This window comes from Microcoleus sp. FACHB-SPT15 (assembly GCF_014849525.1).
In the GTDB taxonomy this organism is placed as follows: Bacteria; Cyanobacteriota; Cyanobacteriia; order Cyanobacteriales; family Coleofasciculaceae; genus Symplocastrum; species Symplocastrum torsivum.
Map to the genome: position 1 here is coordinate 18,681 of NZ_JACJNU010000058.1, position 26,907 is coordinate 45,587.

Here is a 26,907-nt window from a genome sequence, read left to right on the forward strand (position 1 = left end):
CATTCTTAGATACAAAACTTAAAATAAACCCTTAGTTATTTACGAGGTTACCTAAATCGTGCGTTCCCCAAGCATCACCAAACGAGAAGTTCAACCAAAAACCATCAGTCGCCGGACAGGAGCATTTGCCTTAATCGACAGTCTCAGACGCCATGGTGTAGAGCATATTTTTGGCTATCCCGGTGGGGCAATTCTGCCAATTTACGACGAACTTTACCAGTGGGAAGCCGCTGGTGAAATCCAACATATTCTAGTGAGACATGAGCAGGGAGGTGCCCATGCGGCTGATGCTTATGCTCGTGCGACAGGTAAGGTCGGTGTTTGTTTTGGGACATCGGGTCCCGGAGCGACTAATCTGGTTACGGGTATTGCTACCGCTCACATGGACTCGATTCCTATGGTGATTGTGACGGGTCAGGTGCCTCGTACTGTGATTGGTAGTGACGGCTTTCAGGAAACGGATATCTATGGCATCACGCTGCCTATTGTGAAGCACTCTTATGTTGTGCGTGACCCAAGGGATATGGCGCGAATTGTAGCGGAAGCCTTCCACATCGCTAGCTCAGGACGTCCGGGGCCAGTTTTGGTTGATGTTCCCAAGGATGTCGGTTTAGAAGAATTTGACTACGAGCCAGTCGAACCAGATACGGTTAGATTAACAGGCTATCGTCCAACGGTGAAGGGAAATCCTCGCCAAATTAACCAAGCATTGAATTTAATTCGTCAAGCACGACGGCCACTACTTTATGTAGGCGGTGGTGCGATCGCAGCGAATGCGTACAGCGAATTGCGTCAACTGGCAGAGATCTTCCAAATTCCGGTGACGACAACCCTAATGGGAAAGGGTTCCTTTGAGGAGTCTCATCCCCTAGCTGTCGGAATGCTGGGAATGCATGGTACAGCTTACGCCAACTTTGCCGTGAGTGAGTGTGACTTACTGATTGCTGTCGGCGCACGTTTTGATGACCGGGTGACTGGCAAACTGGATGAATTTGCCTCCCGTGCCAAGGTGATTCACATCGACATTGACCCCGCTGAAGTAGGCAAAAACCGCGCACCCGAAGTACCAATTGTGGGTGATGTGCGGCAGGTATTGCTTGACCTATTGCGTCGGTACGAGGAAGTGGATATTCCCGCAGAACCAAACCAAACGAGGGAGTGGTTGCAACGAATCAACCGTTGGCGTGAGGATTATCCTCTACAAGTGCCTCAATATCCCGATCGCTTGTCGCCCCAAGAGGTGATTGTCGAGTTGGCTTGTCAGGCACCGGATGCTTACTACACAACCGATGTGGGTCAGCATCAGATGTGGTCAGCACAGTTCCTCAAGAATGGGCCACGCCGTTGGATTTCCAGTGCTGGTTTGGGAACAATGGGCTTTGGGTTACCGGCCGCTATGGGAGTCAAGGTAGCGTTACCAAATGAACAAGTGATCTGTATTGCTGGTGATTCCAGTATCCAGATGAATATCCAGGAATTGGGGACTTTGGCACAGTTCGGTATCAACGTGAAGACGGTAATTATCAACAACGCTTGGCAGGGCATGGTGCGCCAGTGGCAGGAGGCATTCCACGGAGAGCGTTATTCTTCCTCAAATATGGAAGTTGGGATGCCAGACTTTGTGAAACTAGCAGAGGCGTATGGCATTAAGGGGATGTTGATTGAGAACCGGGATGAACTCAAGGATGCGATCGCCGAAATCCTCGCTCATGATGGCCCAGTACTAGCAGATATCCGAGTCAACAGAAACGAGAACTGTTACCCAATGGTCGCTCCTGGCAAGAGCAATGCTCAGATGATAGGACTTCCAGAACGTAACAAAATTGAAGTCACAGAGCTAGTCTATTGCAGTAGCTGTGGAGCAAAAAACATTGGGAGTAACAAGTTCTGTCCTGATTGCGGCACAAAACTGTGACTTGACCAAGCTTAAGTGAGCTGTTCTCACGTTAAAAAAGCCCCTACCATTGGCAGGGGCTTTTTTATGCTCAAGTTTCTCTATGACAACCATCAATATTACTCATGGAATAAGTCCTGCAATTAACTCAATCTTTAGTAGATATAAATACCTGGATGAATAATTCATTTCATCGTCCAGATCAGCGATCGCCTCTTGGGCTATGCCAACGGCAATCGCGTGGTAGGATAACTCCTTGATCATTCAAGCCTATGAAATTGCGTTTTATGCCCAGAGGTTGGTGGCGATTCCTTAAGTATCTTTCCTTACTCTTGCTGGGATTATTTATAACAGTATTGTTCGCTAGCACCCCTACCTCTGCGATCGCACAAAGCGCACTACCAGAGGCAACAACACCGCAACCCCTTCAGGAAATTCGCGGGGTTTGGATGACGAAAAATGACTATGACGTTCTCAGCGATCGCTCCAAAATGCAAGAGGCTGTGAGTCAACTAGCACGGTTGAACCTCAATACGATCTATCCAGTGGTGTGGAATTCTGGCTATGTGCTGTATCCGAGTACTGTAGCTCAACGGGCAGAGATTCAACCATTTGTTCGCAAAGGCTTGCAGGGGCAAGATATCCTCGCTGATCTGATTACTCAATCCCATCGCCAAGGGTTGCTCGTAATTCCCTGGTTTGAGTTCGGCTTCATGACTCCTGCTACATCGGAACTGGCATTAAATCATCCGGAGTGGCTGACGCAACAGCGGGATGGTAACCAAACTTGGATTAGTGCAGCAGGTGAAGTGGTGTGGCTCAATCCCTTCCTGCCAGAGGTGCAGAAGTTCATCACCGATCTCGTGCTAGAAGCCGTTACCAAATATGATGTTGATGGCATTCAGTTTGACGATCACACCAGCTTACCCAATGTATTTGGCTATGATCGCTACACACTGGCTTTGTATAAACAGGAAACCAAGAAAGATGCACCTGCTAATCCTCAAGATCCCGAATGGGTGCGGTGGCGGGCTGATAAAATTACGGCGTTCATGACCCAACTCAACCAAGCTGTAAAACAGAGAAAGCCCAATGCAATATTCTCCGTTTCCCCTAATCCCTATGTCACTGCTTACAATACTTACCTACAAGACTGGCTGACTTGGGTGCGTCAGGATATTGTAGATGAGCTAATTGTGCAAGTTTATCGTCCTGATTTGCAAAGTTTTATCAACCAGATTACCCGTCCTGAAATTCAAGAGGTGCAACAAAAGATTCCAACCGGAGTTGGTGTGCTAACAGGCTTAAGAAATAAGCCAGTTGCGATGCCACTGATTCAGAGCAAGGTTCTGACAGCACGCGATCGCGGATTGGGTGTATCGTTCTTCTACTATGAAAGCCTTTGGGAGAATTCACCAGAACCCATTACAGAGCGGCAATCTAACTTTCAATCTCTCTTCAACTTCCCGGCTTCCCGCTTAGCAATGAAATAATATCAATTTCGTGACATACTCCAGACGCTCACCCTAAACGGGTAGAGCACTGGCTTCTCTTAGAGTTTAGTCCAAGAGTGCTTTTAAGTAAGGCGATGTCCATCCCCACTATTCCAAAAAATCTAGGATGCTCAATCATTTCACCTGTTGAGAGTGCTACATAATTCTCCACACCTAAATCAATCCCAATAGTGTTTTCTTCAGTCGGTTGGATTTCTGCAACCGTTACAGGTGCATTTTTATCTTCAAGAGTCAGAGAGATGTGAAATCCGTCTGCTTTACTCCCCCTGCTTCCTCTGTTCGATCACTACATCAAAAACACAAAGAATAATGCGATCGCAATTACTAAGCTCAAACCTCCCAAAACAACAAAGATAAAAGGCTGAGCAGGGGGATTGTCTGGATTCTGCAATCTTCAAATGCAAAATGCACCTTAAATAAAAACTTCTTTTTTAAGGAGTTTGGGATAATTTCACATCGCTCTGTGAAGTTACAAGACCCATTAAAAGAACCAAAGCTTCCAGAACAGAGCTTCGATCAGTTGGATTAACATTCAAAACTGGAGGTCGATTTTTATCATTCATGTTGTAGCCCAGAGCTGAGATAATTTCTTCTGGAGCGAGGGCACCTGGGCAATCTGTATGAGTTAACCCCACAATCATGGGAATTTGTACTCGCTGGTTGATAAACGAAATAATCTCGCGGGTGTAAGAGAAATTCTCAGGTCGATGGGCTGCTACTAATAGAACGTAACTGTGAGAATGTTTAATCAAAATATCCCACATAAAATCAAACCGAGATTGACCTGGAGTCCCGTAGATATGCAAATCCATGTCTGGGTTCAGCCTGACTCTGCCAAAGTCTAATGCCACAGTTGTTTCTTTTTTAAGTAAAGTTGTTATATCAGTGGCATTACAGTCTGTCTCAATAACGTTTCTTTCACTGATTGTCCGAACAAAAGTAGACTTTCCCGCCCCCACAGCGCCTGCAATTACTGAACGCATTGTCTTCATTGCGATTTACTCCGTGAAAATTTAATAGTATTTAGAGTGCAGAAGAGAATCTTGCTAGAGAGGCACCCATACTTTTAAGTGAAGTTATCTATTCCACCAACATTGCGGTATTTATTCGTGCCTCAAATTGGAGCATGAAGGTTAATTCCGGCTTACATCAAAGCCGATTTCAATTCGCCCAATGTCCGCTTAATTTCCAACATCAACACCCCTTGTTTAGCTGCCTTTCCCGCTAGCACGAGAAACACCGCATCTTCACCGCAACTGGTCAAAATGCTGAAGCCTTCCTGTCCTTCAACATAGATGCGATCAATCTCACCACGGGCAAGTTCTCTGCCGATGCGATCGCCTAAGGAAAGCATGGCGGCTGACATCGCTGACACTCGCTCATCATCCATACCACCAGGTAAGCTGGAGGCGAGAGGTAAACCATCGGGTGTTACCATCGCTGCACCCTGAACATCCGAGGTGGTTGAGACAAAGTTACCGAGAATGTATCCGAGTTTTTCCGAGTTGATTGCCATTGAATTCCTACTTGTATTACTAATTGTGTATTTGTCTCTTGCGAGAAACTAGCTGGTTAGAATCTACTTGAATTAGAACTTGCGCCAGCTCATAAAAGTCTTCAACAGGCTGTTATTGCCTTTTGATTGCTCGGCATTTCGTACTCACAGACCTTATTGTTTTTGCCAGGTAATACCGATTGAATGCACTTTCTTAATAGCACTTACCTAGGAAATATTCATAAATAAAGGTCTGGTTGCTTAATTCAGTTTTAGCAAAATATTTTTTATATTTAGTGCATTTTTGTTAGAAATTTAATGAAAATAATGTGTAGCATTTATAAAGGATGAAATGGTTTATTTTTAAACAATTAAGTAGTGTAAAATTAAAATTTTTATCATTAAAAACCATGGAAAACGTATTCAGCTAATGATATAGGGTTTCTCGATTAAATGGGAGACACTATAACTTTTTTAATCCAACTAAATCAACTACTTTTTCTAAGCTCTCAAGTAATTGAGAACCTTGTAGGTCAAGCGTTTTAGCTTATAAATCATGTAGTCTTAGAGCCTCATACTCAGCACACTGCCTCTTGTTGTGCAGGCAGAGGCGGCTATTACCATTGGCTCCTGTTTACTGACAAGGGCTTAGGTAAACTAACTAAACAAGCGAATATGGCACCTTCATCAGGAGCGTTTGGGAAGTCTTAAGCTGAATGTCACTGACTTAACAAGAAAGGCAGGAGGCAGAGGGCTTTTATGTTTATATTGATGCCCGACCCTCCTGCCTTCTGGCGATCGATAAGGAGCAAGGGTCGCAATCCCCATGTGAGTAAGGCTCACTGGCTCCCGTTCAGGTTGGTCAGAATCCCCTCAGAACGGAACCTAAAAGCCTCCTGCGCTCTGCCCTCTGCCTTCCCTTACAGTTGCCTTGTTTAGCGATCGCGTGAGAACTGCGGTCGGGGTAGACTAAAGCTACTTCTGTGACTGCTAGACTGCTGAAGCAGTTGACTCGCGTCTTTACTCCTAGCAGAACTGTTGACAGGTTGGTCAATACCACAGTTTGCAACCATCACAGCCATTGAAGTCATCAGTGCTTCAATAACCGAAGCTCGATCATTTGGATTAATTTTCAAAACCGGGGGTCGATTTCGGTCATTCAGGAAACCCAGTCTCATCATGATCTCTTCTGTTGCCCAAGTTCCTGGACAATCTGTATGAGTTAGACCAACAATCATCGGAATTTGTACTCGCTGGTTCATGAATGTGAGAATCTGACGAGCATAGTGAAAATCAGCGGGTCGATGCGCTGCTACTAGCAAAATATAGGTGTGTGCTCTTTGAATTAAAAAATCCCACATGAAATTAAAGCGAGATTGACCAGGAGTACCGTAGATTTGCAGATCCATCACAGAACCGAATGCCAATCTCCCAAAATCGAAGGCGACCGTGGTTTTTTGCTTCATGAGGGATACATCATCCGTAGCAGCACGATCAGTGTCTATCGTTTCAATTTCACTAATCGTCCGTACAAAAGTAGACTTACCAGATCCTGGAGTCCCAGCAACTACTAAACGCATCGTTTTCATTTGATTTTGCTCCGCAAAAACTTACCGAACTTGATCGAGTATTGGATGAAAGGTCATGCACCAGAATTGAAGTGACACAGAGCCTCAAACGTCTTATTCGCAGACTGATGATTAGTTAATGAATCGCGCTTGACTCATCAGACTTTGCGTAAGCCCTGGTAGTGCTAGGTTAAATTTGACCCATGATTTCACTCTTATGACTCAATGATGACCGATTAACGGCTCCCTGGTAAACTAACGCAGCTTTTATTTACATTCAACCTAACCCTTCAAAAGAGTTAGGCAAGGCTCAATACATCTATGATTTCCTGTGTGGTGTTTAGCAACAACTGTCATAAGGAGTACGCTTTTTGAATTAGCCTTGCTCTAACGATTAACTCTATAGATAATCTTTAGATAATCTTTCGGCACAAATTACCTCAAAAGGGCTTTCAAATCACCCAGAGTCCGCTTAATTTCCAACATCAACACCCCTTGCTTGGCTGCCTTTCCCGCCAGCACAAGAAACACCGCATCTTCACCACAACTGGTCAAAATGCTGAAGCCTTCCTGTCCTTCTACATAGATGCGGTCAATCTCACCACGGGCAAGTTCTCTGCCGATGCGATCGCCTAAGGAAAGCATGGCGGCTGACATCGCTGACACTCGCTCATCATCCATACCACCAGGTAAGCTGGAGGCGAGAGGTAAACCATCGGGTGTTACCATCGCTGCACCCTGAACATCCGAGGTGGTTGAGACAAAGTTACCGAGGATATGTCCGAGTTTTTCCGAGTTGATTGCCATTGAATGCCTACTTGTATTACTGATTGTTTATCTCTTGAGAGAAACTGGTAGCGTTTAATTGCACTCAAACCTGTGCCAGTTGTGAAAATTCTTGTGAGAGACTATCTCTCTTGTGTCTCGTCAACGTATTTGTGGAAGTAGATAGGTGTAAAACCAAGGATGAGTCTGTAAAAACTAGTTGATACGAACAGCAAGCGGTTGGCATCTAAATTGGTGATTTTTAATCTGCTTATCGCTGTTCAGATCATTCCTAAAGCTTCACTAACTCTATCGGTTTATGTTCACCCACCTACTTATCCTGTTTTAAGGGATGGCTAAGCGATGAAGTGTTGGATTTGCTTTCTTGCCAAAGACACGTTTTACCGCAAAAGGGCTTTCAATTCACCGAGTGTCCGCTTAATTTCCAACATCAACACCCCTTGTTTGGCTGCCTTTCCCGCTAGTACGAGAAATACTGCATCTTCACCGCAACTGGTCAAAATGCTGAAGCCTTCCTGTCCTTCTACATAGATGCGGTCAATCTCACCGCGTGCGAGTTCTCTGCCGATGCGATCGCCTAAAGAAAGCATGGCGGCTGACATCGCTGACACCCGCTCATCATCCATACCACCAGGTAAGCTGGAGGCGAGAGGTAAGCCATCGGGTGTTACCATCGCTGCACCCTGAACATCCGAGGTGGTTGAGACAAAGTTTCTCAGAACGTATCCCAGTTTGTCCGAATTGATTGCCATTATTGTATTCCTGCTCTAATTTTCAGATAGTACGATTCACACGATTAATACTTGGTGGAACTGGCAACATGAGATTGACACAGCAACGATGCCAGTTGTGCCTAGCTTCTTGGGAAGCTTGTCCTCAGTGTTGTGTTAGGTGAGAGCACTGTACTCTAAGACATCATGAGTATCACCAAGCAAGACAGACTTGGTGTGTGTGCCCCGCAAGCGCTTTCCTAAAAACGCTTCCAAAAAGCCCTGAATTGCGCCTAAGGTAAAGGTACACTTACGATTGGAACCCAGTGATTCCCCCGCAGAACAAAGCGTTTCACGGGCATAGACTTTATAGACATCTCCGTCCTGTTCGATCTTGTCAATAATGCATAAGCGGGTGCCTCCAGTGCCTAAGACCTCACTAACCTTACCTGTGACATCTTCCAGAGAGATTGTTTCTATACCATTGACTAAACCGAGGTCTGCCGCTAACTTTTTGCCCCGTTGACGACCAGCAGAAATTAAGGCAATTGCTGCTGCTTTTTCACCGAGAGCTTCTTCTACACCAACAACGACGGCTTTGAAGCAGACAATGCTGCTAAAATCTCCAAGTTCTTGACGTAAAGGATTCAATGTAACTGACATAGGATTAACCTTTTTGAGTTGTGTTTAGGTTCTGAATGAACAGCTAAGCTTCCAAGAGTTTTATTGGTTCAGTAGAAGAAGCGTCCGATTTACATTGAGCCTGCACCTGTTGCGATCAAGCGCCGGAACAAACCTTCAGTCCAGCCTGTTTCTTTGAGTACAGCGGCAGAAGAAACTTCAACGTAGGCTTGCTCAATAAACGCTAAATCGATCATGCAAATCCGACCGAGGGCATCCCGCAATTCTTCAGGTTTCCCATCTTTTCTTGTGCGTTTGCCAACTTCATTAACTACTGTTGCCATTGCTGGGACAACATGTTGAGGACCAATGCCAATTTGCACATGCACTAGACCAATACGCCAACGGCGATCGGCATAGCCATTGCCCCAGTTATCCATCCCGGTAAACATTTCGTGAAACCATTGAATAAAGGTTTCACGTAGACGATGTATACGTCCTTCTTTCGCACTCATAATGGCATCCATTTCTGGATCGCGACCTAAGTAGGCATAGAAATGATCAGCCATTTCTGAAGCAATTGATTGACCCCAACTTTGGTGAGACATCAGAAGCGCTTTATCGGCTTCTGTAAAGGCAACACGCTTTTCCATGGTGGTCATAAATGTATGGGGTTCTAAGGTCATTTGTTTCTCCGGATGCTCTTGGTTGAACTTTGTTCTTCTTCTTCAGTTTTAGCAAGTTTGTAGTGAGTAATGTGCGTATTTTGGTGAGCTTAATTACCTAATTTATATGTAGTCTTGATGAAATCCTGCTTTCGCTTTACGTGAATTTTGTATTTAATAAATAGCTACAATTTCATTTAACAAAAGCCTGAATTTTCAACTCTCATCTTTATTATTAGGTGTAACAGCCAACGAATACTCGCTATAATCCTTGTTCACTAACTTATTCAGATATTGTTGGCTAAATCCGGATAGTTTTCTTGACTGGCTTTCTATTTCCATCAAGATTATTTGACTTTACTTTGTAGAGATTATAAGAAGTTTTGGGAGCAACAGACTTCTATTTGTCTTACAACTAAAACAACACTTAGGTTGTTTATTGTGCTAGATTCAGTTGTTTAATAAAATGTAAAATAGTTCAAGCTTTATAGGTTTCCTTGAACAGATGAGAAGGCATTTATGACATTACCCTTCTCACTGACAAGATTAGTAAGTACTCTTGTTGATTAAGGTAGCTAAAATACACGGCAGATAAGAACCTATCCGAAAAACCTTTGCACAGTAACTGAACATCCGTGTACCCTCTCTAGGGAATCGGAAGCCGTTATCGCATCTATATCTATAGTCTCAAATCTCGAAAATGCGCTTTTCGGATAGATTCTTAGTAATTCATCACACTAATGGTGATGACTGAAGAGGCAGAAAGAACATAGCAGCACTTCGGTTCACTTATTCGCCCTGAGATAGAAGTTGTGTCGCATACTATCTTCAGGGTTTCAGTCCTAAACTTGTATGTACTCTACAAAGTACCTACACCCCCAGTAACCAGACCCTTTGTAAAACCAACACGCTGTTCAATTTTGGTCATAAAGGCTGTCGCATCTAAGGACATAATTAATTCCTTTTTATGAAGAATATAGGTTGAATCTTTCTTTTTTATTTCTAGCAAGCTTTAATAGCTATGTCTGTAGATGAAGTGAGTTTATATACTTAAATCAGTCTGTATTCTTTATAAACTTTGGCTAAAAAATTTATTTCAGCTCAGCACTTTTAAAACATCTGTGTTTTTTAGGTTAATAACAACCTAAAAAACTTGTTTACCAAGCTAAAAAAGTGATTTTAGCTAACAGATGCTTTACCTTGTAAGCATTTCTAGGTGTTACTACTCAAATCAGGATAGTTTCTCTATTTAGTGATCCCTGTAATTTCATAGCTTGTTCAGCTTTGATAACAGTTTGTTGTTTTAGTTATAGTTTTACAACCACAAACAACGAAAGTGCAATACTATTTCCCTTATGGTAGATAAAAAAATTGCTCTCCAAGTAATAGGAGAGCAAAACTCGACTTTTTTATGTAGTGAAAGCATATTAGGTGAGTGTGAAGAATTTGTGAAGCTGAACACTCACTTTTTCTTAATCAAAAGCTATGAGTTATAGAGTTTGGGTACTATGCAGTAGCAGCATTAAAGATGCTTACTTGGTTGTATTCGGTTTCTCTTTTTAGAGAAAACTAGCCAGATAGCAGCTTATAAAACGACGGCTTCTGCTGTAGTTTCATAGTCAATCTTCAGCCCTCTGCTTTGCATTGTTGCTTCAAATAATGCTGTAGAAAGGGCTTGCTCGACTGGCCAGACACCTGGTTTACTAAGCTTTCCGTTGAGCATGAGTTCTGCAAGACTACCCGTTCCTGCACCAGCAGCTACGGCTGTATTTTCATGCACCAAGGTTGAGCAAACACAGGCAGGCTTACCTTCTTTGTAACCCTTAACTTCTGAGCGAATGGCAACACCGATACCGCTGAAGCGATCGCTTACATCTGTCATCCGGTGGCTAACATGAGATAAAAATTCAATACCACCTGGATTTTTTAGCCAAGATGGTGGAAAGACATGAGCTGCAATCCAGGTAAGGTGATTATAAAAATCCGGAACAGACCCGAACTTGGTAATAACCGTTTTCACAGGGAACGAGTCAACCAAGGTAAAGGCTTCTGGCATATCAAACCAGTAGACACCCGCCTTGCCATAAGGAGCGGGGAATTCAATTTTTTCGCGCTGGCTATACGGCTTTACCTCCTGCCACTGACCATCAATCCAAGCCTCAAATGGCTCTTGTAAACCCAAGAACGTCGTCCGCATCACAGTAATACCAGCACCGCCAGAACCTGCAACTAGATAGCTCAAATGAATTCGTTCTGCTTCATCTAGCTGTTCAACATCGTGGCGCACCATGCTGTTGGAGACACCCGGAAAAATTCCGGAATTGACAATTGCTGTCACTCCTTTTTGGGCTGCTGCCTCACGGTAAGCTATGGCTTTACGGGTAAAGGCACGGTTATCACTGACATCCAGGTAATTAACACCCTGCTCAATGCAAGCTTTGAGAACATTAGCATCTCGGTAGACAAAAGGGCCTGCACAGTGAATCACCAAGTCGTGAGACGCGATCGCCTTTGTTAACCCCTCCTGATCTGCCAAATCCAAAGCGAGAAACTGCACTTGTGGCTGTCCCTTCTGCCTCGCCGTCACTTCAGGCGAAGTCGGACGCCCGGTAACCGTAATCTTCGCTTCTGTATGGGCAACTAGGTCTTGCGCCACACTGCTACCGATTCGCCCTCGTCCTCCAAGAATTAAAACCTGCTGGTCTGCCATTGCACCTGCATCAGTAACATCCTTTCTCATTTCATCATCTTTGAGGCACTCTAATCATCGGTAGCCAGGATGACACTTTCACTCTACTTAAGTATGATTTCAGTTTCCAATGACCATGAACTATCAACCCTGAGTCATGAACCCTTATGACTAGTGCAAGAAGGCAGGAGACAGGAGGCGATCGCACCAGTCTTTCGCTAATTTGATAGCAGTAAGTTAAGCCAGTAGCCCTTAAAAGCGTTCTACGTCCTTAAATTGCTCTAGCTTCTGAGCATTTGCCGCTTCGCCACAAGTGCGAGGGGTGGGGAAAATCTTCCCCGGATTGGCTAAACCTTTTGGATTAAAGACTTGGCGTACCCATTGCATCGTCTCTAAATCTGTTTCAGTGAACATATCTGGCATGAAGCATTTTTTATCCGAACCAATACCATGTTCCCCAGAGATGCTACCGCCCACTTTCACGCAGAGTTTGAGAATTTCTCCACCTAATTCCTCCACTTCTTCTAAGGCACCAGGCACGGAATTATCGTAAAGAATCAGTGGGTGCAGGTTGCCATCACCAGCATGAAACACATTAGCGATCGCATAGCCATATTTCTCGCTTAACTCTTCAATTTCTTTGAGGACACCGACTAGTTGAGTGCGCGGAATGACACCATCTTGCACAAAATAATCAGGACTCATATGTCCTGCTGCGGCAAAGGCAGCTTTGCGACCTTTCCATAATTTCAGTCGTGTTTCTGGGTCACTAGCCGTTGTGATATTACGTGCCCCATTCTTTTTGCAGAGTTCAGCCACACGGTGTTTAGCAGTTGCCACTTCCACTTCTAACCCATCAAGTTCAACTAACAGGATGGAACCCGCATCTCTGGGGTAACAACCTGTAGCAACAACATCTTCCACAGCATTGATGCTGAGATTATCCATCATCTCCATCCCTGCTGGAATAATCCCGGCACTGATGATATCGGCAACAGCAGCACCCGCTTCTTCAATAGTGTTGAAGTCTGCCAGGAGAACACAAATTGATTCAGGAGTCTTGAGAATTCTTAGAGTAATTTCTGTAGCAATTCCTAAAGTCCCTTCGGAACCAACGAATACCCCTGTCAGGTCATAGCCTGGTTGTTCTGGTACTGACCCCCCAACATCAACAATTGAGCCGTCAGGAAGTACCAGTTTTAATCCCATAACATGGTTAGTAGTAACACCGTATTTCAGGCAATGAACACCACCAGAATTCTCAGCAACGTTGCCACCAATTGAGCAAATAATTTGGCTAGAAGGGTCAGGGGCATAGTAAAAACCAGCACCACTGACAGCTTGTGTGACCCAGTTGTTGATGATACCGGGTTGCACAACGATTCGCTGGTTTTCTAAGTCAATATCGAGAATTCGCTTCATCAAAGCGGTAACAATCAACACGCAATCTTCTACTGGCAGCGCCCCACCTGATAAGCCTGTCCCAGCACCTCTAGCGACCCAAGGAATTTGGTTCTGGTCGCATATCTTCACTACTGCTGCCACTTGTTCCGTTGTTCGGGGTAGCACCACCAACGCAGGACGCTGACGATAACTGGCTAGACCATCACATTCATAAGTCAGCAATTCTTCACGGCGGCGAACCACACCATTTTTTCCAACCACAGCTTCAAATTGCTTGATGACTGGTTGCCAATTCCGTTTCGTATCGTGGGCAAGCATAGGTGGCACAAGTAAAGGTAGTTGCAATCCTATGATTGCACGATCACGAAGTCATTCGCCAAAAAGCGATTAGGTCTTAGGAAGTAACCCTACCACCTACTACCTCATGAAGGAGGTTAAGTACACCGTCAACTTTTAGGGAAAGCTCTATTCCTACCATTGTTGTCAGAGAAAAATTTAATCAACAATGAGCCTCAAATTTCATCGTTTACATCTTTCTCAATAATTTTTTTCCAAAGCAAATAACCTTGTCCATTCAAATGTACACCATCTATTGTGTATTGAGAATTGAGTTCCTTATTTATATCTAGAAATGCAGAAAATAAATCAATATATTGATATGAGAATTCTTTGGTTAGCTCTCTCAGTATGACATTCAATTCGACAACCTTATCATTAACACCATTCCTTTGGAATTTTTGATAATTGACTGGCAAAACACTTTGAATAAATACTTGTGTATTGGGTAGGCTCTCCTTCACCTTTCTTAAAATAAGATGGTAGTTTTCTACAATGTCTAATACTTGTATGCCTTGATTTAAATCATTAATTCCAATAAGAATAAAAAGCTTTTTTGGTTGATGTTCAATAATGTTGTCGATCCGGTTTAAAACTCCCTCTGTTGTGTCTCCACAAATCCCTCTATTTTTAATTCGATCATTTTTCAGCAACTCTGCCCACTCACATAAGTCTGTGAGACTATCTCCTAAAAATATTATTCCTGATTCTGATTTAGGCAAAGCCCGAAAGTGGCTTGTCTTGTCTTGATAAAAAGGATTGTCATACATAGCAGTTAGTCTAGCCCTCTCACTCGTTAGGAAAGAAAGTTTGTGCAATAGATAGAAAAGTCCGCCTCTTCTCGCAACAAAGATACTTCCCATTCCTAAAAATAATATATTAATTAAGCACGAAAGTAATAAAGTAAATTTAATTGCCTCATTTATTGTTACTAAGTTATGCATATCATAAGTTGCCATATAATTTAACCGTTTTAATCGTCAGCGATTAGTCCTGAGGCAGCGAACACAACAAGTCCTATTAAGTGACATTCACAGATGCGACTAATGAAGTTAGCGGCAGAGAGCCAATTCTCTCGGTTCCTTTACTACTGTAGTTGCTCTGGTATAACGAGATACAATTTAATCTCAGAGTTTGTCACAGCCCGTCTAAAGTTTTCAATCAAGCGAAAAATGTCTCCTCTCAAGTGGGACGCGATCGCTTTGTATATAAGTTTTCAATTTTTGTCATTGGTCAGGAGCTAGTGGTCACTGATTAGCAGCCAGTAGCCACGGATAAAGGTAACTAAACGAGTAAATTTAGTAATTTAGTCAGCCAAAAGATTGACAGGGTTCAGCGGTTAGATTTTGTGACTCTCAACCTTAAGTATTAGCCAAAATTCTTGGTTCCATAAGAAATTACCCCTCCGGGTACTGATATGTTTTACAGGTAATAGTACAGAGTATTAGATATAGCAGCTCCATATAAAAAGCATTAGAAATTTATAGAGTTGCTTAGCCCCTACTTAGCTTTTTCTTATTTAAGATAAGGAAGCAAAAGTTATTCCTTTTCATTCAATCAGTATTTACTAGGAATGTCTTTGTGATGGTCAAGGGCAGATTTGGCATATCTTTTAACTAATAACTCTAGCAAAGACACACCATTTTTTGCCAGCGAAACCCTGCCAGAAACTATCTTATTGAGCAACTACTTGATCCAAAAAGAGGATGAATTGATGAGTATGATTTGGAAAAACAATCAGTCTAACGCTTTTCCTAACGTAGCCATAGCTTCTGGAGCGAACTTGCCGTCCCTTCAATGCAATGCATTACCCAAGTTCTCATTGAATTTAGTGCGAGCGCTACGTCAATGGCTTGACCGAATCGAGGTTCATGACCCTGAATTTGCTCGATTTCTCTCTAATCTAATACCATCCCAGTGTCCATTTGAGCGCGACATTATATTCCTGGGTCTTAAGCTAGGGCATATTCCCCCTCTATGCAAGCTGAACCCGTTTTATGAGCAACTTGTCGCCTTACGGTTTCGTGCTATTTGTTTCCTTGCTGATCAATGTGGCGAGGATATTCAGCCTTACTGCTCTTAATTCTTCTAATATTGACTCAGCAACTAAGAAATCCCAATTGTTAGGTGTCTCAGAGAATTTCATCAAAGCTTCATCCGTACTTTCAGGTTTCTTGTTTGTAGCTTTACCAAATTGCTTGTTAACCTTCCTATCGTTGTAAGTAGAAACGACTCAAGACAACTCAGCAGCAACGTGACACCTAAGCGCTGCTACTTCAATAAACTAATTCCTTGGTGTAGAGGTGTAGACAATGCTCAAAACCAACACTCAAAGCCCTATGCTTCCCAGTTCAGCCGTAGCTCATCAAAATCCTAGCTCAGCAAAGAAGCATCTACTACCCAAGAAGCATCCTGATTTACTACAACCTGTGCGTCAATGGCTTGATGCAATAGAAGTCAACGATAGACAGCTAGCTCGATTTCTCTCAAAAGTGATTCCAGCTCAATGTCCATTTGAGCGTGATATTAAATTATTTGGCTACTTAGTGGTACACATTCCACCGCTATGTAAGCTTAATCCTCTTTACGATCAGTTTGTTGGTCTGCGTTTTCGTGCTCTTTGTTATTTAGTTGATCAGTGTGGTGAGGATATCCAATCCTACGCTTAGAAGCCTTAGAAAATCTATTTCTCAGTATCATTAAGCCAAGACCTAATGGCTGATATGACTTTGTACATTCAGGCAAACTAAGATTCAGGAGAGAATACGAGTCAAACATACCTCTCCTGAAGTTCTTGCTATCTTATGTAGCTTATGGGGCTTGTAAGCCTAAGTCAGTTCTCTGTCTTACGCACTACTAACGCCGCCTAACCTAAAACATCACCTACTGAACCGACTCAGGAAGCCAACTCGGAAACAGGAGTGACTTTAACCCCATCCCAGGTCTAAACTCCAAGATCCTAAAGCACCAGAATCACCAGCAGAGTAATCGTTGATTAGGAGCCGCCAGGTACCTGTTGCGGGCAGACCCCGAAAGGCTGAGAAAGACTGGAGGGAAGCATACTTGCCACTGGGGATGACAACATTCTCCGATGCTGCTGCCTCAAAGTTGTTGATAAAGTGGTCGTTGAAGCTATAGTTGCCATTTAAATCGCTGCTATAACCACTGGAAGAGAAGTGGGGTTGACCAGGGCGTCGGAACAACTCAACGACAGTCTCCGATTCAACATGACGTAAGCGCACAACGACGTCACCCACCCAGGTGTGAACAAGGTTTTTCAGCGTGACAGTCACGTCTGTAATCTCGAAGTTTTCCGTAACAATAATGTCATCCTGAAAGCTACCGCTGCCATCGGGAATATCACCACCATTGCCAACGAAGGTTGAGGCGTGAGCTTGGGTAGTGGTAGGAATCTCAAGTTCGATGGTGGCGGTTGATGTATTCGGGATGATCTGAGACATAAGCTATTCGCTCCAAAAACGAAAGGTTGACAATGGTAGTGAACTTCAGGGGCGATAATCCTGACGGGATAGTGTGCAATGCGAAATTAATTTGTTAAGAAAGTTTGCGGTTTCTTGTCATAGTCTTAAGAGATGCAGCCAAAAGTTTTAATTAATTTCGCAATCCTACAAAATTTTCACTTAACTAATAATTACACCCCTTTAGAAATATATCTAGTCCCTAAACGTGCCTTTACTAAAAAAAAATATTTAATTGTCGTATTACTCTGTACTTAATTCTCTGAAGTCCTTATCCCTAAGGCTTTAAAGCCGATTTAATATTAAAAGTTAAATGATTTTATATGAACTTGTAGTAAAGATAACCTTGAATAATATTTGAATCATTTGAAATACAAACTACCCGAAATAGTAAATATTTCAGGTTAATAGCTTTCTCTCACTTTTAAATAATTGCTAATAAAAAAGCAGAAATAAAATGACAGAAAACTAATTTATATTTTTTTACTTTCAGTCCACATCCTGCCTAGTTAGTTGTTCATCTCCAAAATGAGTAGTCCCTAAGAACCCAACGCAAATTGGTGACGGAAACTTTTGGGTTACAAGCCGATTAAGGCAGAATATGGGCAGGAGCAAGAGAACTGCTATCACCAGCCCACTGCTTTTATTGGGTAAACCTCATGCCGTCATACAGCGTATGACGTGTATTACATACTAGGTATAGTATTGCAATCAGTTGTTGTTTTTTCTTAAGATTTATTGCGCCATACTCGAAGCATTTTGTAATGTAATAGGCTGCTGCGTCTTCAAGTTCCATCCTACGGACGGGCAAAATGATCCCACAGCACTTTCAAAATGTAGCCATGCAAAATTGAATGCTTGTTAGCTACCCTCTTTTTCGGCAACCCATAAAACTAGGTAGAGACGTTCCGTTGGAACGTCTCCACGACTAGAACCTAAAAAGGGGCTATAGAATCAGGTTTAGTATAAGAACCAGTAAAAAAGCACCCATATAGGGTGCCCTCATACAACAAACATCTCCAGAAATTAAACTAAGCCCAAGTGGGAAAAGGACTTCCGCTCAATTTTTGGAGATGTCTAGTCAAAGTTGAGATTGTACCTAATCGTTCCCTGATGAGGCAACGATTAATCAGCTGTTGCGAGTTCCGTACTGCCGCGACTGCGACGACGTGTCACAGTGTTGAAGAGCATCTGACCGATCGCTTTGATCAGGTTGCCTTCTAGTTCCTGAAATAGCTTCATATTCATGCCGAACGTCGCATTCGCTTCGTCTACAATTTGATCCGCTGTTGCTTCATCAATCGGTAGCCCATCCAAGACTTCGCGGTAGTTGCGCTTGAATGCCTTCTCGTCAGGAATGTCGTTGAATTCATAGAAAGCAGTTCCCTGCCCTTCTGATAAATTCATCCCTTGTTGGGCAATCTTTTTAAGAATTTGTCCACCTGATAAATCACCGATGTAGCGTGTGTAGGAATGGGCAATCAACAGTTCTGGTTTTGAAGCCGATATTTCTCGAATGCGCTGCACGTAAGATTTAGTCGCTGCCGAAGGAGTCAGTTGCTCACGCCAGTTAGAACCGTAGTAGTAGTACAAGTCCTGCTCCAGGGACTTTTTCCGGTTTAACTCTTGGAAGTAGATTTTTGAGACAATAGGATGTGAATGGTGGCGTTCCATCTCTTCTTCCATTGCCGAGTAGACGAAGTAGAGGTTCGATACCAGCTTCCGGTATGAGGTTTTCTCAACAACACCTTTTAAAAAGCATTTGATAAACCCAACATTCTCTGCCATCGTGTGAGCTTTTTTAGTGCCCTCACGCAACTTGGTGGCTAAATTGCTACTCATGTATGAAGTTTCCTATCCCTTAAAGTTGATGGCTAGTGTATTGTTGCTTACAAAAGGGCGAAATACTGCCCAAAATGTTAGGTTAAACTGATTTGATGAGAAATGCCGTTAAGAATTTTTACGAAAAGGCACTCTCTAGGGAGTGCCTTTGTTGCTAAACAGCAATTTTAGAAGAAGCTTGGTTGATGGCGGATTAGGTTGAGGTATTCCTCACGAGTTTTTTGGTCGTCCTGAAAAACACCAACCATTGCGCTAGTTACAGTCCAGGAACCGGGTTTTTGCACACCCCGCATTGCCATGCACATGTGGATACCTTCCATCACTACAGCAACGCCTTTGGGTTCTAATATAGTTTGAACGGCTTCGGCAATCTGGCGGGTTAAGCGTTCCTGTACTTGCAGCCGCCGTGCATACATTTCAACAACACGAGCAAGCTTACTGAGTCCTACAACTTTTTCGTTAGGAATGTAGGCGACGTGAGCTTTGCCCATGAAGGGCAGCATATGGTGTTCACACAGGCTAAAGAAATTGATATCCCGGACGAGAACCATTTCATTATGACCTTCATCAAAGATCGCCCCATTGACCAATTCTTCCAGGGATTGATTGTAACCACTTGTCAGGAATCGCATTGCTTCTGCTACCCGCTTGGGAGTCTTGAGGAGTCCCTCCCGTTCTGGATCTTCACCTACGCCCAAAAGTAGTGTCCGCACCGCGCCTATCATTTCTTCGTTCAGATCTTCTGAGGGAGGTTGTATGTTGGGTTCCCGACCATTCTGGGTGTTGCGGTCGGGCCGTGTCTCGACGCGAGTGGTTGCACTTGTACTATCGGGCGTGGAAGTAGAGTCAGAACTGTTAGAGCCGTTGGAAGAAGCAATACTCATAATTTGCCTAATTAAAGTTTGTTACAAGGATGAGTGAGAATTTTGTTGTTCGTTGTTGGTTGTTAACAACGAACTAGCCAGAGAAGTACTCTTTTTAGAGACTCCCAGCACTTGGCATCAAAGTCAGTGACTCGATGACGGCTTGCTCTGGCAACAGAGCGGTGTGAAGAATTGATTGAGCAACAATTTCTGGGGTCAACATCGCTGAGCGATTTAAGTCAACTTGAACCGTGTCTGTATCCCATAGTGAAGTATTAACGGCACCAGGGGAGATGGTAACAACACGAATACCGCGATCGCGTTCTTCTGCTGCTAAGGTTTTGGATAAAGCAATCAACCCAGCTTTGCTGACATTGTAGGCGCCCCAGGCAGGGAAGGGTTGCAAACCAGCGATTGAGGCAACGTTGATGATCATTCCTCGCTGTTGCTCACGCATCATTGGTAAAACACCCAAAATGCACTGAAAGACACTCGTGAGGTTGAGGTTCATTACGTGCTGCCAGTCCGATAGAGGTGTCTGGTCTAGGGCGTTGGTATAACCAATACCAGCGTTGTTGACCAGAATGTCAATAGGAGCGAAATCTGTTGCGATCGCACTAATTCCTGATTGAACCTGCTCAACTTTCGCAAGATCCAAGGCATAAGCCTTAGCTTTCACCCCAGCTTCCCGTGCCTCTGTAGCCACTGCCTCTAACTTGTCTTGGGAACGACTGACTAAAGCAACATCAATCCCTGCCTTAGCAAATGCCAATGCTGTCGCTTTGCCAATACCACTACTAGCCCCAGTAATCAGAGCACGTCGTTCAATTGGAGAAGTCATGAAATTTTTCAGTACTCTCTAACTAGATGCTTTCATAGAACTCTGTATAATTACTTAGCGCTCCTTGAGGAGCTGCTCACATTTGCCTACTAAGACCCTTTTAGTCTGTCATTTGAACAAGTAGGCAGCAATCTGTGGACAAAATTGAACACAATAAAATTTCTCCAGGCTTTGTAGGTGCTTGAAACATGAGATCTTCCTTAATCTGGTAGGTCAAGCGCCAAATGCACCACGAGGCTTTGATTTAGCTGAAATTAGGTGACAAATTGACTATCTCCCTCAAGTGGGAAGATGTAAAAAATTGTTACCTATGAAATTATATCACTTTGGAGAGTTGACAGTTGAAAAGCCACTGAGTACTGGCAAGGTTATAGGGAAACCTATGGCTACTGTGACTTTAAGCTTCAGCTATAAAATACGCAGGATGCTACTAACATCTGCTTGTCACTTTAAGTAGAAGGTTCGAGGAACACGCCAATTCTGCGAAACTTTTGATAACGTAGCTCCCGACGCTGTTGAGCTGTTAGTTGAGTCAGGCTTTCCAGATTTTGCAACAGTGCCTCTTTAAGGATAGATGCTGTTCCTAGAGGGTCAGAGTGGGCACCTCCTACAGGTTCTGGCAACAGTTGGTCAAGAATTCCCAAGTCTTTGAGGTCTTCAGCCGTAATTTTTAATGCCGCTGCTGCCTGTGGCGCTTTAGCGGCATCTCTCCAAAGGATTGCCGCACAAGCTTCCGGTGTCGCCACGGTGTAAACGGAGTGTTCAAACATTAATAACCGATCGCCAACCCCAATCCCTAAAGCCCCACCGGAACCGCCTTCACCAATTACTGTACAGATAATCGGCACATCCAGCCGAAACATCTCTCGGAGATTGTAAGCGATCGCTTCTCCCTGACCCAATTCTTCTGCTTTGACACCCGCCCAAGCTCCCGGCGTGTCAATAAACGTCAAAATCGGCATACCAAAGCGGTTGGCATGTTCCATCAGCCGCATCGCCTTACGGTACCCACCAGGAGCAGCTTGTCCAAAGTTCCGAGCAATATTGTCCTTGGTATCCCGTCCTTTTTGGTGACCTAAGATGACCACAGGACGCCCCCCCACACGCCCAACACCACCAACTAATGCCGGGTCATCACTCCCACCGCGATCACCATGCAACTCCATCCATTCATCACTAATCGCCTGAATATAATCCAGCGTACTCGGACGCTTGGGGTGACGTGCTAGCTGTAGCCGTTGCCCTGGTGATAAACCGCTGAAAATCTCCTGACGCAATTGCACCGCACGCTCCTCCAGTTGGCGGATTTTGTCAGAGACATCGACGTTATTTTCCTCAGCAAGTTCACGAATCTGGTTAATTCGTGTCTCCAATTCAGAAAGCGGCTTTTCAAAGTCGAGCAGAAAGGTTCTGTGTTCTGTGGTCATTTGTCAGTTGCCAGTTGTTAATTGTCAGTTGTCAGTTGTCAGTTGTCGTTAACCCTAGACAAAGGACAACCGACAAAACCTTAGTGCAAGAAGGCAGGGGGCAGAAGGCAGAAAGTCCAAAGGCTTGTACTTTTGACTTTTGGCTCTGTTATTAACTGGTCACTGACTTCCGCCATGCTGCACTAGTAGCTTAGTAGCGGTCTAAACCCATGTTTGACTGACACCTGTCCGATTAGATCCATCTTTTCTACCGTAATCTGATTCCGTCCCCAAGAAAAGTTGGTGTACCACTTTTCAAACTCCAGCAGCATCGACTCGGCAAAACAGGCAAACAACTGACGCCCTGGTACATCCATATTGACAATTTGCATAATTCGCCAGTCAATATCCAGGGAATGCTCCACAATGCCACCGTTGAGGACGTAGATCCCTGGATGCTGAATTTTCGCCGCCATGTTTTTGGGGTAGCCACCATCGATCAACAGACAGGGTTGCTTCAACGTCGAGAAGTCGATTTCAACGCCTTTGGGCATACTGGCAACCCAGACGACAATATCTGCCTGTGGCAGTGCTTCTTCCAAACCCATAATTTTGCCGCGCCCCAGTTCATCTTGCAAGGCTTGTAATCGCTCTTGGTTCCGAGCAATTAGCAGGAGTTCCGCGACATCCGTTCGGGCATCCAGCCAGCGGCACACGGCACTACCGATATCGCCAGTCGCTCCACATACGGCGACGGTTGCCTTGGAGAGTTCAATCCCCAGTTTTTGGGAGGCTTGTTCTACCTGGCGGCAAAGAATGTAAGCCGTGTGGGTGTTGCCCGTAGTAAATTGCTCAAACTGTAGCTTGATGTTGCGAACCTGCTTGCTCTCCTGCAAGTTGAATTCTTCAAAAATAATTGAGGAGAAGCCTCCTAATGCTGTAATGTTGATACCATTCTTTTGAGCATGAGCCATCGCATTCAGGATTTTACGCATTGCCGCTTTGATTCGGCGATTAGCGAGCATCTCTGGAAGAAAGCAAGATTCGACATACCGACCTTCAATTTTCTGACCGGTAAGGCTTGTGACCTTAATCGTGTCAACGATTTGAGGCGGCGCACTGCACCAAAAGTCCAAACCTTGATCGGCATACTCTGGGTAGCCTAGCTCTTTAGCGACGGCTTGGGCGTGTTCCAAACTGGTAAGGTGACCGATGAGACCAAACATGAATTGCTCGCTTTTTAGACCTGTAATCAGGCGGAAATGGGGTTAAGGGGAAGAAATAGCTAGGGACTCTACAAAATATTACAAAAAATTGCCGCTGAAGAGAGCGGCAAGCCGAAAAAGAGTATAGGTACTCTCTTGTCAAATTTAGATAAATTATGATTCAAAGAAGAATTAGGCTCCGACAAGGGTTGGTTCCCGTTCAGGTGAGGTAGTCTCGATGAGTGGATCGTAACCTAATTGCTGAGTAATTCGTTTTCTAGCTAATGCACGGTACTCCCAGAAATGCTCTCCGGCGGCACATAAACCCAGATACATGTTGAGAAATTGGGGCTTGATTCGCGCAATTGTCCAGAGTTGTTGCCAAAATTGTGCGCGAATCTCAGGTCGTCGGATGCCTTGGTGCCAAATTACCTGAGCAACCAGTCGTAACCCTTTGCCAGGGGGAAAGTACACGCTCTGCTGGAGCTGAGGATTGATTGTAATGTTTAGACATTGCTGAAGACAACGCTTGAGGTAGTTTTTGGGTTCGTACATTGCCCAAAGCGCCTCGACGTACTCTTCGGCAACTTCCGTGAGTGGACGGGTGGGTGTGAAATTCATCAAGGAATTCTGATCTCCGACTTCAACCGCACCAACGCCCTCTAATAATCGTTGCTCTTTTTGGAGTCGTTGCCAGAGTGCCGTATTGGGGAGAGCTTGCAGAACGCCGAGCATCGGTTGAGGAATCCCCGTTTCTTCGACAAAGGCTCGAATTCGCTCACCTGCACCAGCTCGTTCTCCATCAAAACCAATGATAAATCCTGCATAAATGAGCAACCCAGCTTGGTTGATGGTATTACAGGCTTCTACTAAGGGGTTACGGGTGTTCTGTAGCTTGCGAGTAACTTGGAGGCTATCTTGATCTGGGGTTTCGATACCTAGAAAGACACCGTAGAAGCCTGCTTTTACCATTAGCTCCAACAGTTCCGCATCCTCTGCCAAATTTACAGATGCTTCGGTCAGGAAGGTGAAGGGATACTTACGTTCCTGCATCCAAGGAATTAATTCTCGCAGTAGGCGTTTGACATTGCGCTGATTGCCAATAAAGTTGTCATCGACTACGAAAACAGACCCTCGCCAACCCAAGTCGTAGAGGGCTTGGAGTTCTGCGAGGGTTTGGCTTGGTTCTTTTGTGCGAGGCTTGCGACCATAAAGGCTAATGATGTCGCAGAATTCACAGTTGAAGGGGCAACCTCTGGAATATTGAATCGCCATCATTAAGTAGGCATCCCGCTTGAGCAGGTCGAAGCGAGGCAGAGGACTTTTGGTAACGTCTGGTTTCTCCGTGGCGCGAAAGACACCTTGACCTTCACCATTGGCAACTGCTTCTAGAAATTGCGGGACTGTAAGCTCCCCTTCATCCAAAATCAGATAATGGGCACCCGTATTAAGCGCGGGTTCGGGGACGGAGGTGGGATAGGGACCTCCGACTGCTACTTTTTTCCCTAGCTGTATGGCTTTCTTTATTTGGGCGAGAAAGTCTGACTTCTGTGCCAGCATGGCAGAGAGAAAGACGATGTCGCACCACTCCCAATCAGCATCCGTTTCGTCTTCGACATTACGGTCATAAAACCGAAGTTCCCAGTCTTCTGGCAGCAGTGAGGCAACTGTAATGATTCCTAAGGGTGGAATAGATGCCTTTAGTCCCGCCATTTCCATAAATCGGTCGTATGACCAGAAGGTTTGGGGAAAGCGGGGGTAGAGTAGAAGGGCTTTCATAGGTTAATCCTAGTTTTTAGGATTCAAACAATTTCCACCCTTATACCACTGCCTCCATCTTAAAGTTGACAGCACTAGTTAATTTATGCTAAGCGGCGGTTAAACCATAGGCAGACATCCGCATGATGTCACGGGTGGTAAAGCCAATGTTGCTCAGGGCTTCGCCGTAAGCAATCATGAAGTCTTCAACGAGTGCTTCTTTTTCCATTGCCAGGATGCGAGCATCGTCTTCAACTTGGTTGAGCATCCGCCAAACAATCGGCAGGTTCTCGCGATTGGCAGCTTCAAGTTCGGCTTTGGACTCTTCAAAATGGTCTTTGAGCCAAACTTCACCAAAGTTGAGGTGCATATACTCGTCTTTAACGACACCTTCCGTGATTTTCTTAGCGAAGGCGTCAGCGACGGGGATATAGATGTTGTAGGCTGCGATCGCAAAACACTCAATAATCAGTGATTGAATCAGCAAGCAAGTAACCACATTGCCAGTTGCGGCTGCCTTCTGGAAGTTTCCGTGCAAATCACCAAAGTACTTGTGAGCAAATTCCATATCTGGCGTTACGCTCAGGTTCCGCCCACAGGCTTGAAAGCCCTTCATGTGGCGGTTTTCCATTTTTGAGAGGCGAATGAGTTCCTCTTTTTGGTCTGGTAGAAGTTCAGCTAGTTGAATGTAGTTATCATGAGCCTCTTGTTCACCCTCAATTACAATCGCGTTGATGCGGCTGTAGGCGTCTTTATAAATTTCACTTTGGAAATCAAGCTCAGAACTGACTTCAAGCTGCTGCATAAGTTGATTGTTTCCTGTTTGCATGAGTTAGGCTGCGAAAAAATTGCTTGACCCGGTAGCTTGGGAGCAGGGGTCAAAAACGTTAATTTGGACATAACCAGCCATGTTATACGTTGCTGGTCATTATTCAATGGTGCCTGAAAATATTTCATCTGTATATTAAAAGCATAAAGTCAAATCCGTATAAATGCCTAAAACCTCTCAAAAAAACCACAAGTTACCTCTTGGGACGTTGCTGATTGTGGTTTTACTGCTGACGGGTGCAGTGATGGTACTACTGCCCTTAGTTATAGTGTTCCTCACCTCCTTGGCACCTGCCACAGCAACAGGTGGAACCGTTTTACCCAAGACCATAACGTGGGAGAACTATCAGGAGGCTTGGCAACGGGGCAAATTTCTTTTGGCGTTCGCTAACTCAACCTTGGTAGCACTGCTAGTCACGGGCTGTCAGATTATTACCTCGGCATTGGCAGGCTATGCACTCGCCAGACTCAAATTTCGAGGGCGTCAAGCACTGTTGCTGATTGTTCTCGCAACCTTAGTGATTCCCTTTCAGATCTTAGTCGTGCCGATTTTTCTGGTGCTGAAGTGGGGAAACTTAGTCAATACCTATGGTGCTTTGATTTTGCCAACGGCAGCAAACGGTTTTGGCATTTTTCTATTGCGCCAGTATTTCCTGACGGTACCAGTGGAGTTGGAAGAAGCGGCGGCACTTGATGGGGCAAATCGCTTGCAAATCCTCTCGCGTGTAATGCTGCCGTTATCTCGTCCCGCCTTGGTAACGCTGTTCCTATTTACATTTATTGCTGAGTGGAATGATTTATTTAAACCATTGGTTTTTACCACAAAACCGGAGTTGAGGACGGTACAACTGGCTTTGGCAGAATTTCAGGAGCAGTTTACAAACAATTGGTCTTTACTGATGGCTGCTGTGGTGATAGCGACAGTGCCTGTAGTGGTGGTGTTTCTTATCGGTCAGCGGCAGTTTGTTCAAGGAATTGCCGCGACGGGGATTAAGAATTAGTT

24 protein-coding genes are annotated in these 26,907 nt (G+C 44.4%); 5 read left to right on the forward strand and 19 right to left on the reverse strand.

Annotated features, from left to right (window positions below):
- The first annotated feature begins 58 nt into the window (after positions 1-58).
- Positions 59-1,915 (forward strand): biosynthetic-type acetolactate synthase large subunit, encoded by a 1,857-nt coding sequence (gene ilvB / locus H6F98_RS22810; protein ID WP_192221012.1) that lies wholly within the window; start codon positions 59-61, stop codon positions 1,913-1,915.
- Between the two features lie 102 nt (positions 1,916-2,017).
- On the opposite strand, the gene H6F98_RS22815 is transcribed toward ilvB, so the two are convergent.
- Positions 2,018-2,158 carry a hypothetical protein gene (locus tag H6F98_RS22815; protein ID WP_192221013.1) on the reverse strand — a complete coding sequence of 47 codons (141 nt, stop codon included), beginning with the start codon at positions 2,156-2,158 and terminating at the stop codon, positions 2,018-2,020.
- An 8-nt stretch (positions 2,159-2,166) separates the two neighbouring features.
- Here H6F98_RS22815 and H6F98_RS22820 point away from each other — a divergent pair, with 8 nt between their 5' ends.
- Positions 2,167-3,387 carry a glycoside hydrolase family 10 protein gene (locus tag H6F98_RS22820; RefSeq protein ID WP_192221014.1) on the forward strand — a complete coding sequence of 407 codons (1,221 nt, stop codon included), beginning with the start codon at positions 2,167-2,169 and terminating at the stop codon, positions 3,385-3,387.
- 452 nt (positions 3,388-3,839) lie between these two features.
- Here H6F98_RS22820 and H6F98_RS22825 read toward each other — a convergent pair whose 3' ends face one another.
- The 10 genes from H6F98_RS22825 to H6F98_RS22870 form a co-directional block, all read right to left on the reverse strand.
- Positions 3,840-4,400 (reverse strand): ATP/GTP-binding protein, encoded by a 561-nt coding sequence (locus tag H6F98_RS22825; protein ID WP_192221015.1) that lies wholly within the window; start codon positions 4,398-4,400, stop codon positions 3,840-3,842.
- A gap of 152 nt (positions 4,401-4,552) precedes the next feature.
- Positions 4,553-4,924, reverse strand: a complete 372-nt coding sequence (locus tag H6F98_RS22830; protein ID WP_192221016.1) for a roadblock/LC7 domain-containing protein — start codon at positions 4,922-4,924, stop codon at positions 4,553-4,555.
- Between the two features lie 914 nt (positions 4,925-5,838).
- Positions 5,839-6,492 (reverse strand): ATP/GTP-binding protein, encoded by a 654-nt coding sequence (locus H6F98_RS22835; RefSeq protein ID WP_192221017.1) that lies wholly within the window; start codon positions 6,490-6,492, stop codon positions 5,839-5,841.
- Between the two features lie 414 nt (positions 6,493-6,906).
- A complete protein-coding gene (locus H6F98_RS22840) occupies positions 6,907-7,278 on the reverse strand; it encodes a roadblock/LC7 domain-containing protein (RefSeq protein ID WP_192221018.1) in 372 nt (123 codons plus the stop codon).
- A 359-nt stretch (positions 7,279-7,637) separates the two neighbouring features.
- On the reverse strand, positions 7,638-8,009 hold the full coding sequence (locus H6F98_RS22845; protein ID WP_192221019.1) for a roadblock/LC7 domain-containing protein: 372 nt from the start codon (positions 8,007-8,009) through the stop codon (positions 7,638-7,640).
- 135 nt (positions 8,010-8,144) lie between these two features.
- A complete protein-coding gene (locus H6F98_RS22850) occupies positions 8,145-8,630 on the reverse strand; it encodes a hypothetical protein (protein ID WP_192221020.1) in 486 nt (161 codons plus the stop codon).
- 89 nt (positions 8,631-8,719) lie between these two features.
- A complete protein-coding gene (locus tag H6F98_RS22855; protein WP_192221021.1) occupies positions 8,720-9,274 on the reverse strand; it encodes a protoglobin domain-containing protein in 555 nt (184 codons plus the stop codon).
- Between the two features lie 1,564 nt (positions 9,275-10,838).
- Positions 10,839-11,993 (reverse strand): saccharopine dehydrogenase family protein, encoded by a 1,155-nt coding sequence (locus H6F98_RS22860; protein WP_396813029.1) that lies wholly within the window; start codon positions 11,991-11,993, stop codon positions 10,839-10,841.
- A 201-nt stretch (positions 11,994-12,194) separates the two neighbouring features.
- Positions 12,195-13,664: a glycolate oxidase subunit GlcD gene (gene glcD / locus H6F98_RS22865; RefSeq protein WP_192221041.1), complete on the reverse strand. Its 1,470-nt coding sequence runs from the start codon at positions 13,662-13,664 to the stop codon at positions 12,195-12,197.
- A gap of 194 nt (positions 13,665-13,858) precedes the next feature.
- Positions 13,859-14,641, reverse strand: coding sequence for a GDSL-type esterase/lipase family protein (locus tag H6F98_RS22870; RefSeq protein ID WP_242058657.1), 783 nt, complete (start codon positions 14,639-14,641; stop codon positions 13,859-13,861).
- Between the two features lie 755 nt (positions 14,642-15,396).
- On the opposite strand from H6F98_RS22870, the gene H6F98_RS22875 reads away from it, so the two are divergent.
- Positions 15,397-15,765 (forward strand): Mo-dependent nitrogenase C-terminal domain-containing protein, encoded by a 369-nt coding sequence (locus H6F98_RS22875; RefSeq protein WP_192221022.1) that lies wholly within the window; start codon positions 15,397-15,399, stop codon positions 15,763-15,765.
- A 229-nt stretch (positions 15,766-15,994) separates the two neighbouring features.
- Complete coding sequence (locus H6F98_RS22880; RefSeq protein ID WP_192221023.1) at positions 15,995-16,351, forward strand: Mo-dependent nitrogenase C-terminal domain-containing protein; 357 nt, start codon at positions 15,995-15,997, stop codon at positions 16,349-16,351.
- Between the two features lie 258 nt (positions 16,352-16,609).
- Here the strand turns inward: H6F98_RS22880 and H6F98_RS22885 are convergent, their stop codons facing one another.
- The 8 genes from H6F98_RS22885 to H6F98_RS22920 all read right to left on the reverse strand — a co-directional run bounded on the left by H6F98_RS22885 (position 16,610) and on the right by H6F98_RS22920 (position 25,881).
- Positions 16,610-17,143 (reverse strand): proprotein convertase P-domain-containing protein, encoded by a 534-nt coding sequence (locus H6F98_RS22885; protein ID WP_192221024.1) that lies wholly within the window; start codon positions 17,141-17,143, stop codon positions 16,610-16,612.
- Positions 17,144-18,286: 1,143 nt separating this feature from the next.
- The gene (locus H6F98_RS22890) at positions 18,287-19,003 is read right to left on the reverse strand and encodes a heme oxygenase (biliverdin-producing) (protein ID WP_192221025.1); all 717 of its coding nucleotides are present in this window, start codon (positions 19,001-19,003) and stop codon (positions 18,287-18,289) included.
- A gap of 167 nt (positions 19,004-19,170) precedes the next feature.
- On the reverse strand, positions 19,171-19,887 hold the full coding sequence (folE, locus tag H6F98_RS22895) for a GTP cyclohydrolase I FolE (protein ID WP_192221026.1): 717 nt from the start codon (positions 19,885-19,887) through the stop codon (positions 19,171-19,173).
- 94 nt (positions 19,888-19,981) lie between these two features.
- Entirely contained in the window at positions 19,982-20,707 is a 726-nt protein-coding gene (locus tag H6F98_RS22900; protein WP_192221027.1) for an SDR family oxidoreductase, read from the reverse strand.
- A 449-nt stretch (positions 20,708-21,156) separates the two neighbouring features.
- Positions 21,157-22,134 (reverse strand): acetyl-CoA carboxylase carboxyl transferase subunit alpha, encoded by a 978-nt coding sequence (accA, locus tag H6F98_RS22905; RefSeq protein WP_192221028.1) that lies wholly within the window; start codon positions 22,132-22,134, stop codon positions 21,157-21,159.
- Positions 22,135-22,316: 182 nt separating this feature from the next.
- Entirely contained in the window at positions 22,317-23,339 is a 1,023-nt protein-coding gene (locus H6F98_RS22910; protein ID WP_192221029.1) for a long-chain acyl-[acyl-carrier-protein] reductase, read from the reverse strand.
- 171 nt (positions 23,340-23,510) lie between these two features.
- Positions 23,511-25,097, reverse strand: coding sequence for a B12-binding domain-containing radical SAM protein (locus H6F98_RS22915; RefSeq protein ID WP_192221030.1), 1,587 nt, complete (start codon positions 25,095-25,097; stop codon positions 23,511-23,513).
- An 88-nt stretch (positions 25,098-25,185) separates the two neighbouring features.
- Positions 25,186-25,881 carry an aldehyde oxygenase (deformylating) gene (locus H6F98_RS22920; RefSeq protein ID WP_192221031.1) on the reverse strand — a complete coding sequence of 232 codons (696 nt, stop codon included), beginning with the start codon at positions 25,879-25,881 and terminating at the stop codon, positions 25,186-25,188.
- 187 nt (positions 25,882-26,068) lie between these two features.
- Between H6F98_RS22920 and H6F98_RS22925 the strand changes: the two genes are divergently transcribed.
- Complete coding sequence (locus H6F98_RS22925; RefSeq protein ID WP_192221032.1) at positions 26,069-26,905, forward strand: carbohydrate ABC transporter permease; 837 nt, start codon at positions 26,069-26,071, stop codon at positions 26,903-26,905.
- Positions 26,906-26,907: the final 2 nt, after the last annotated feature.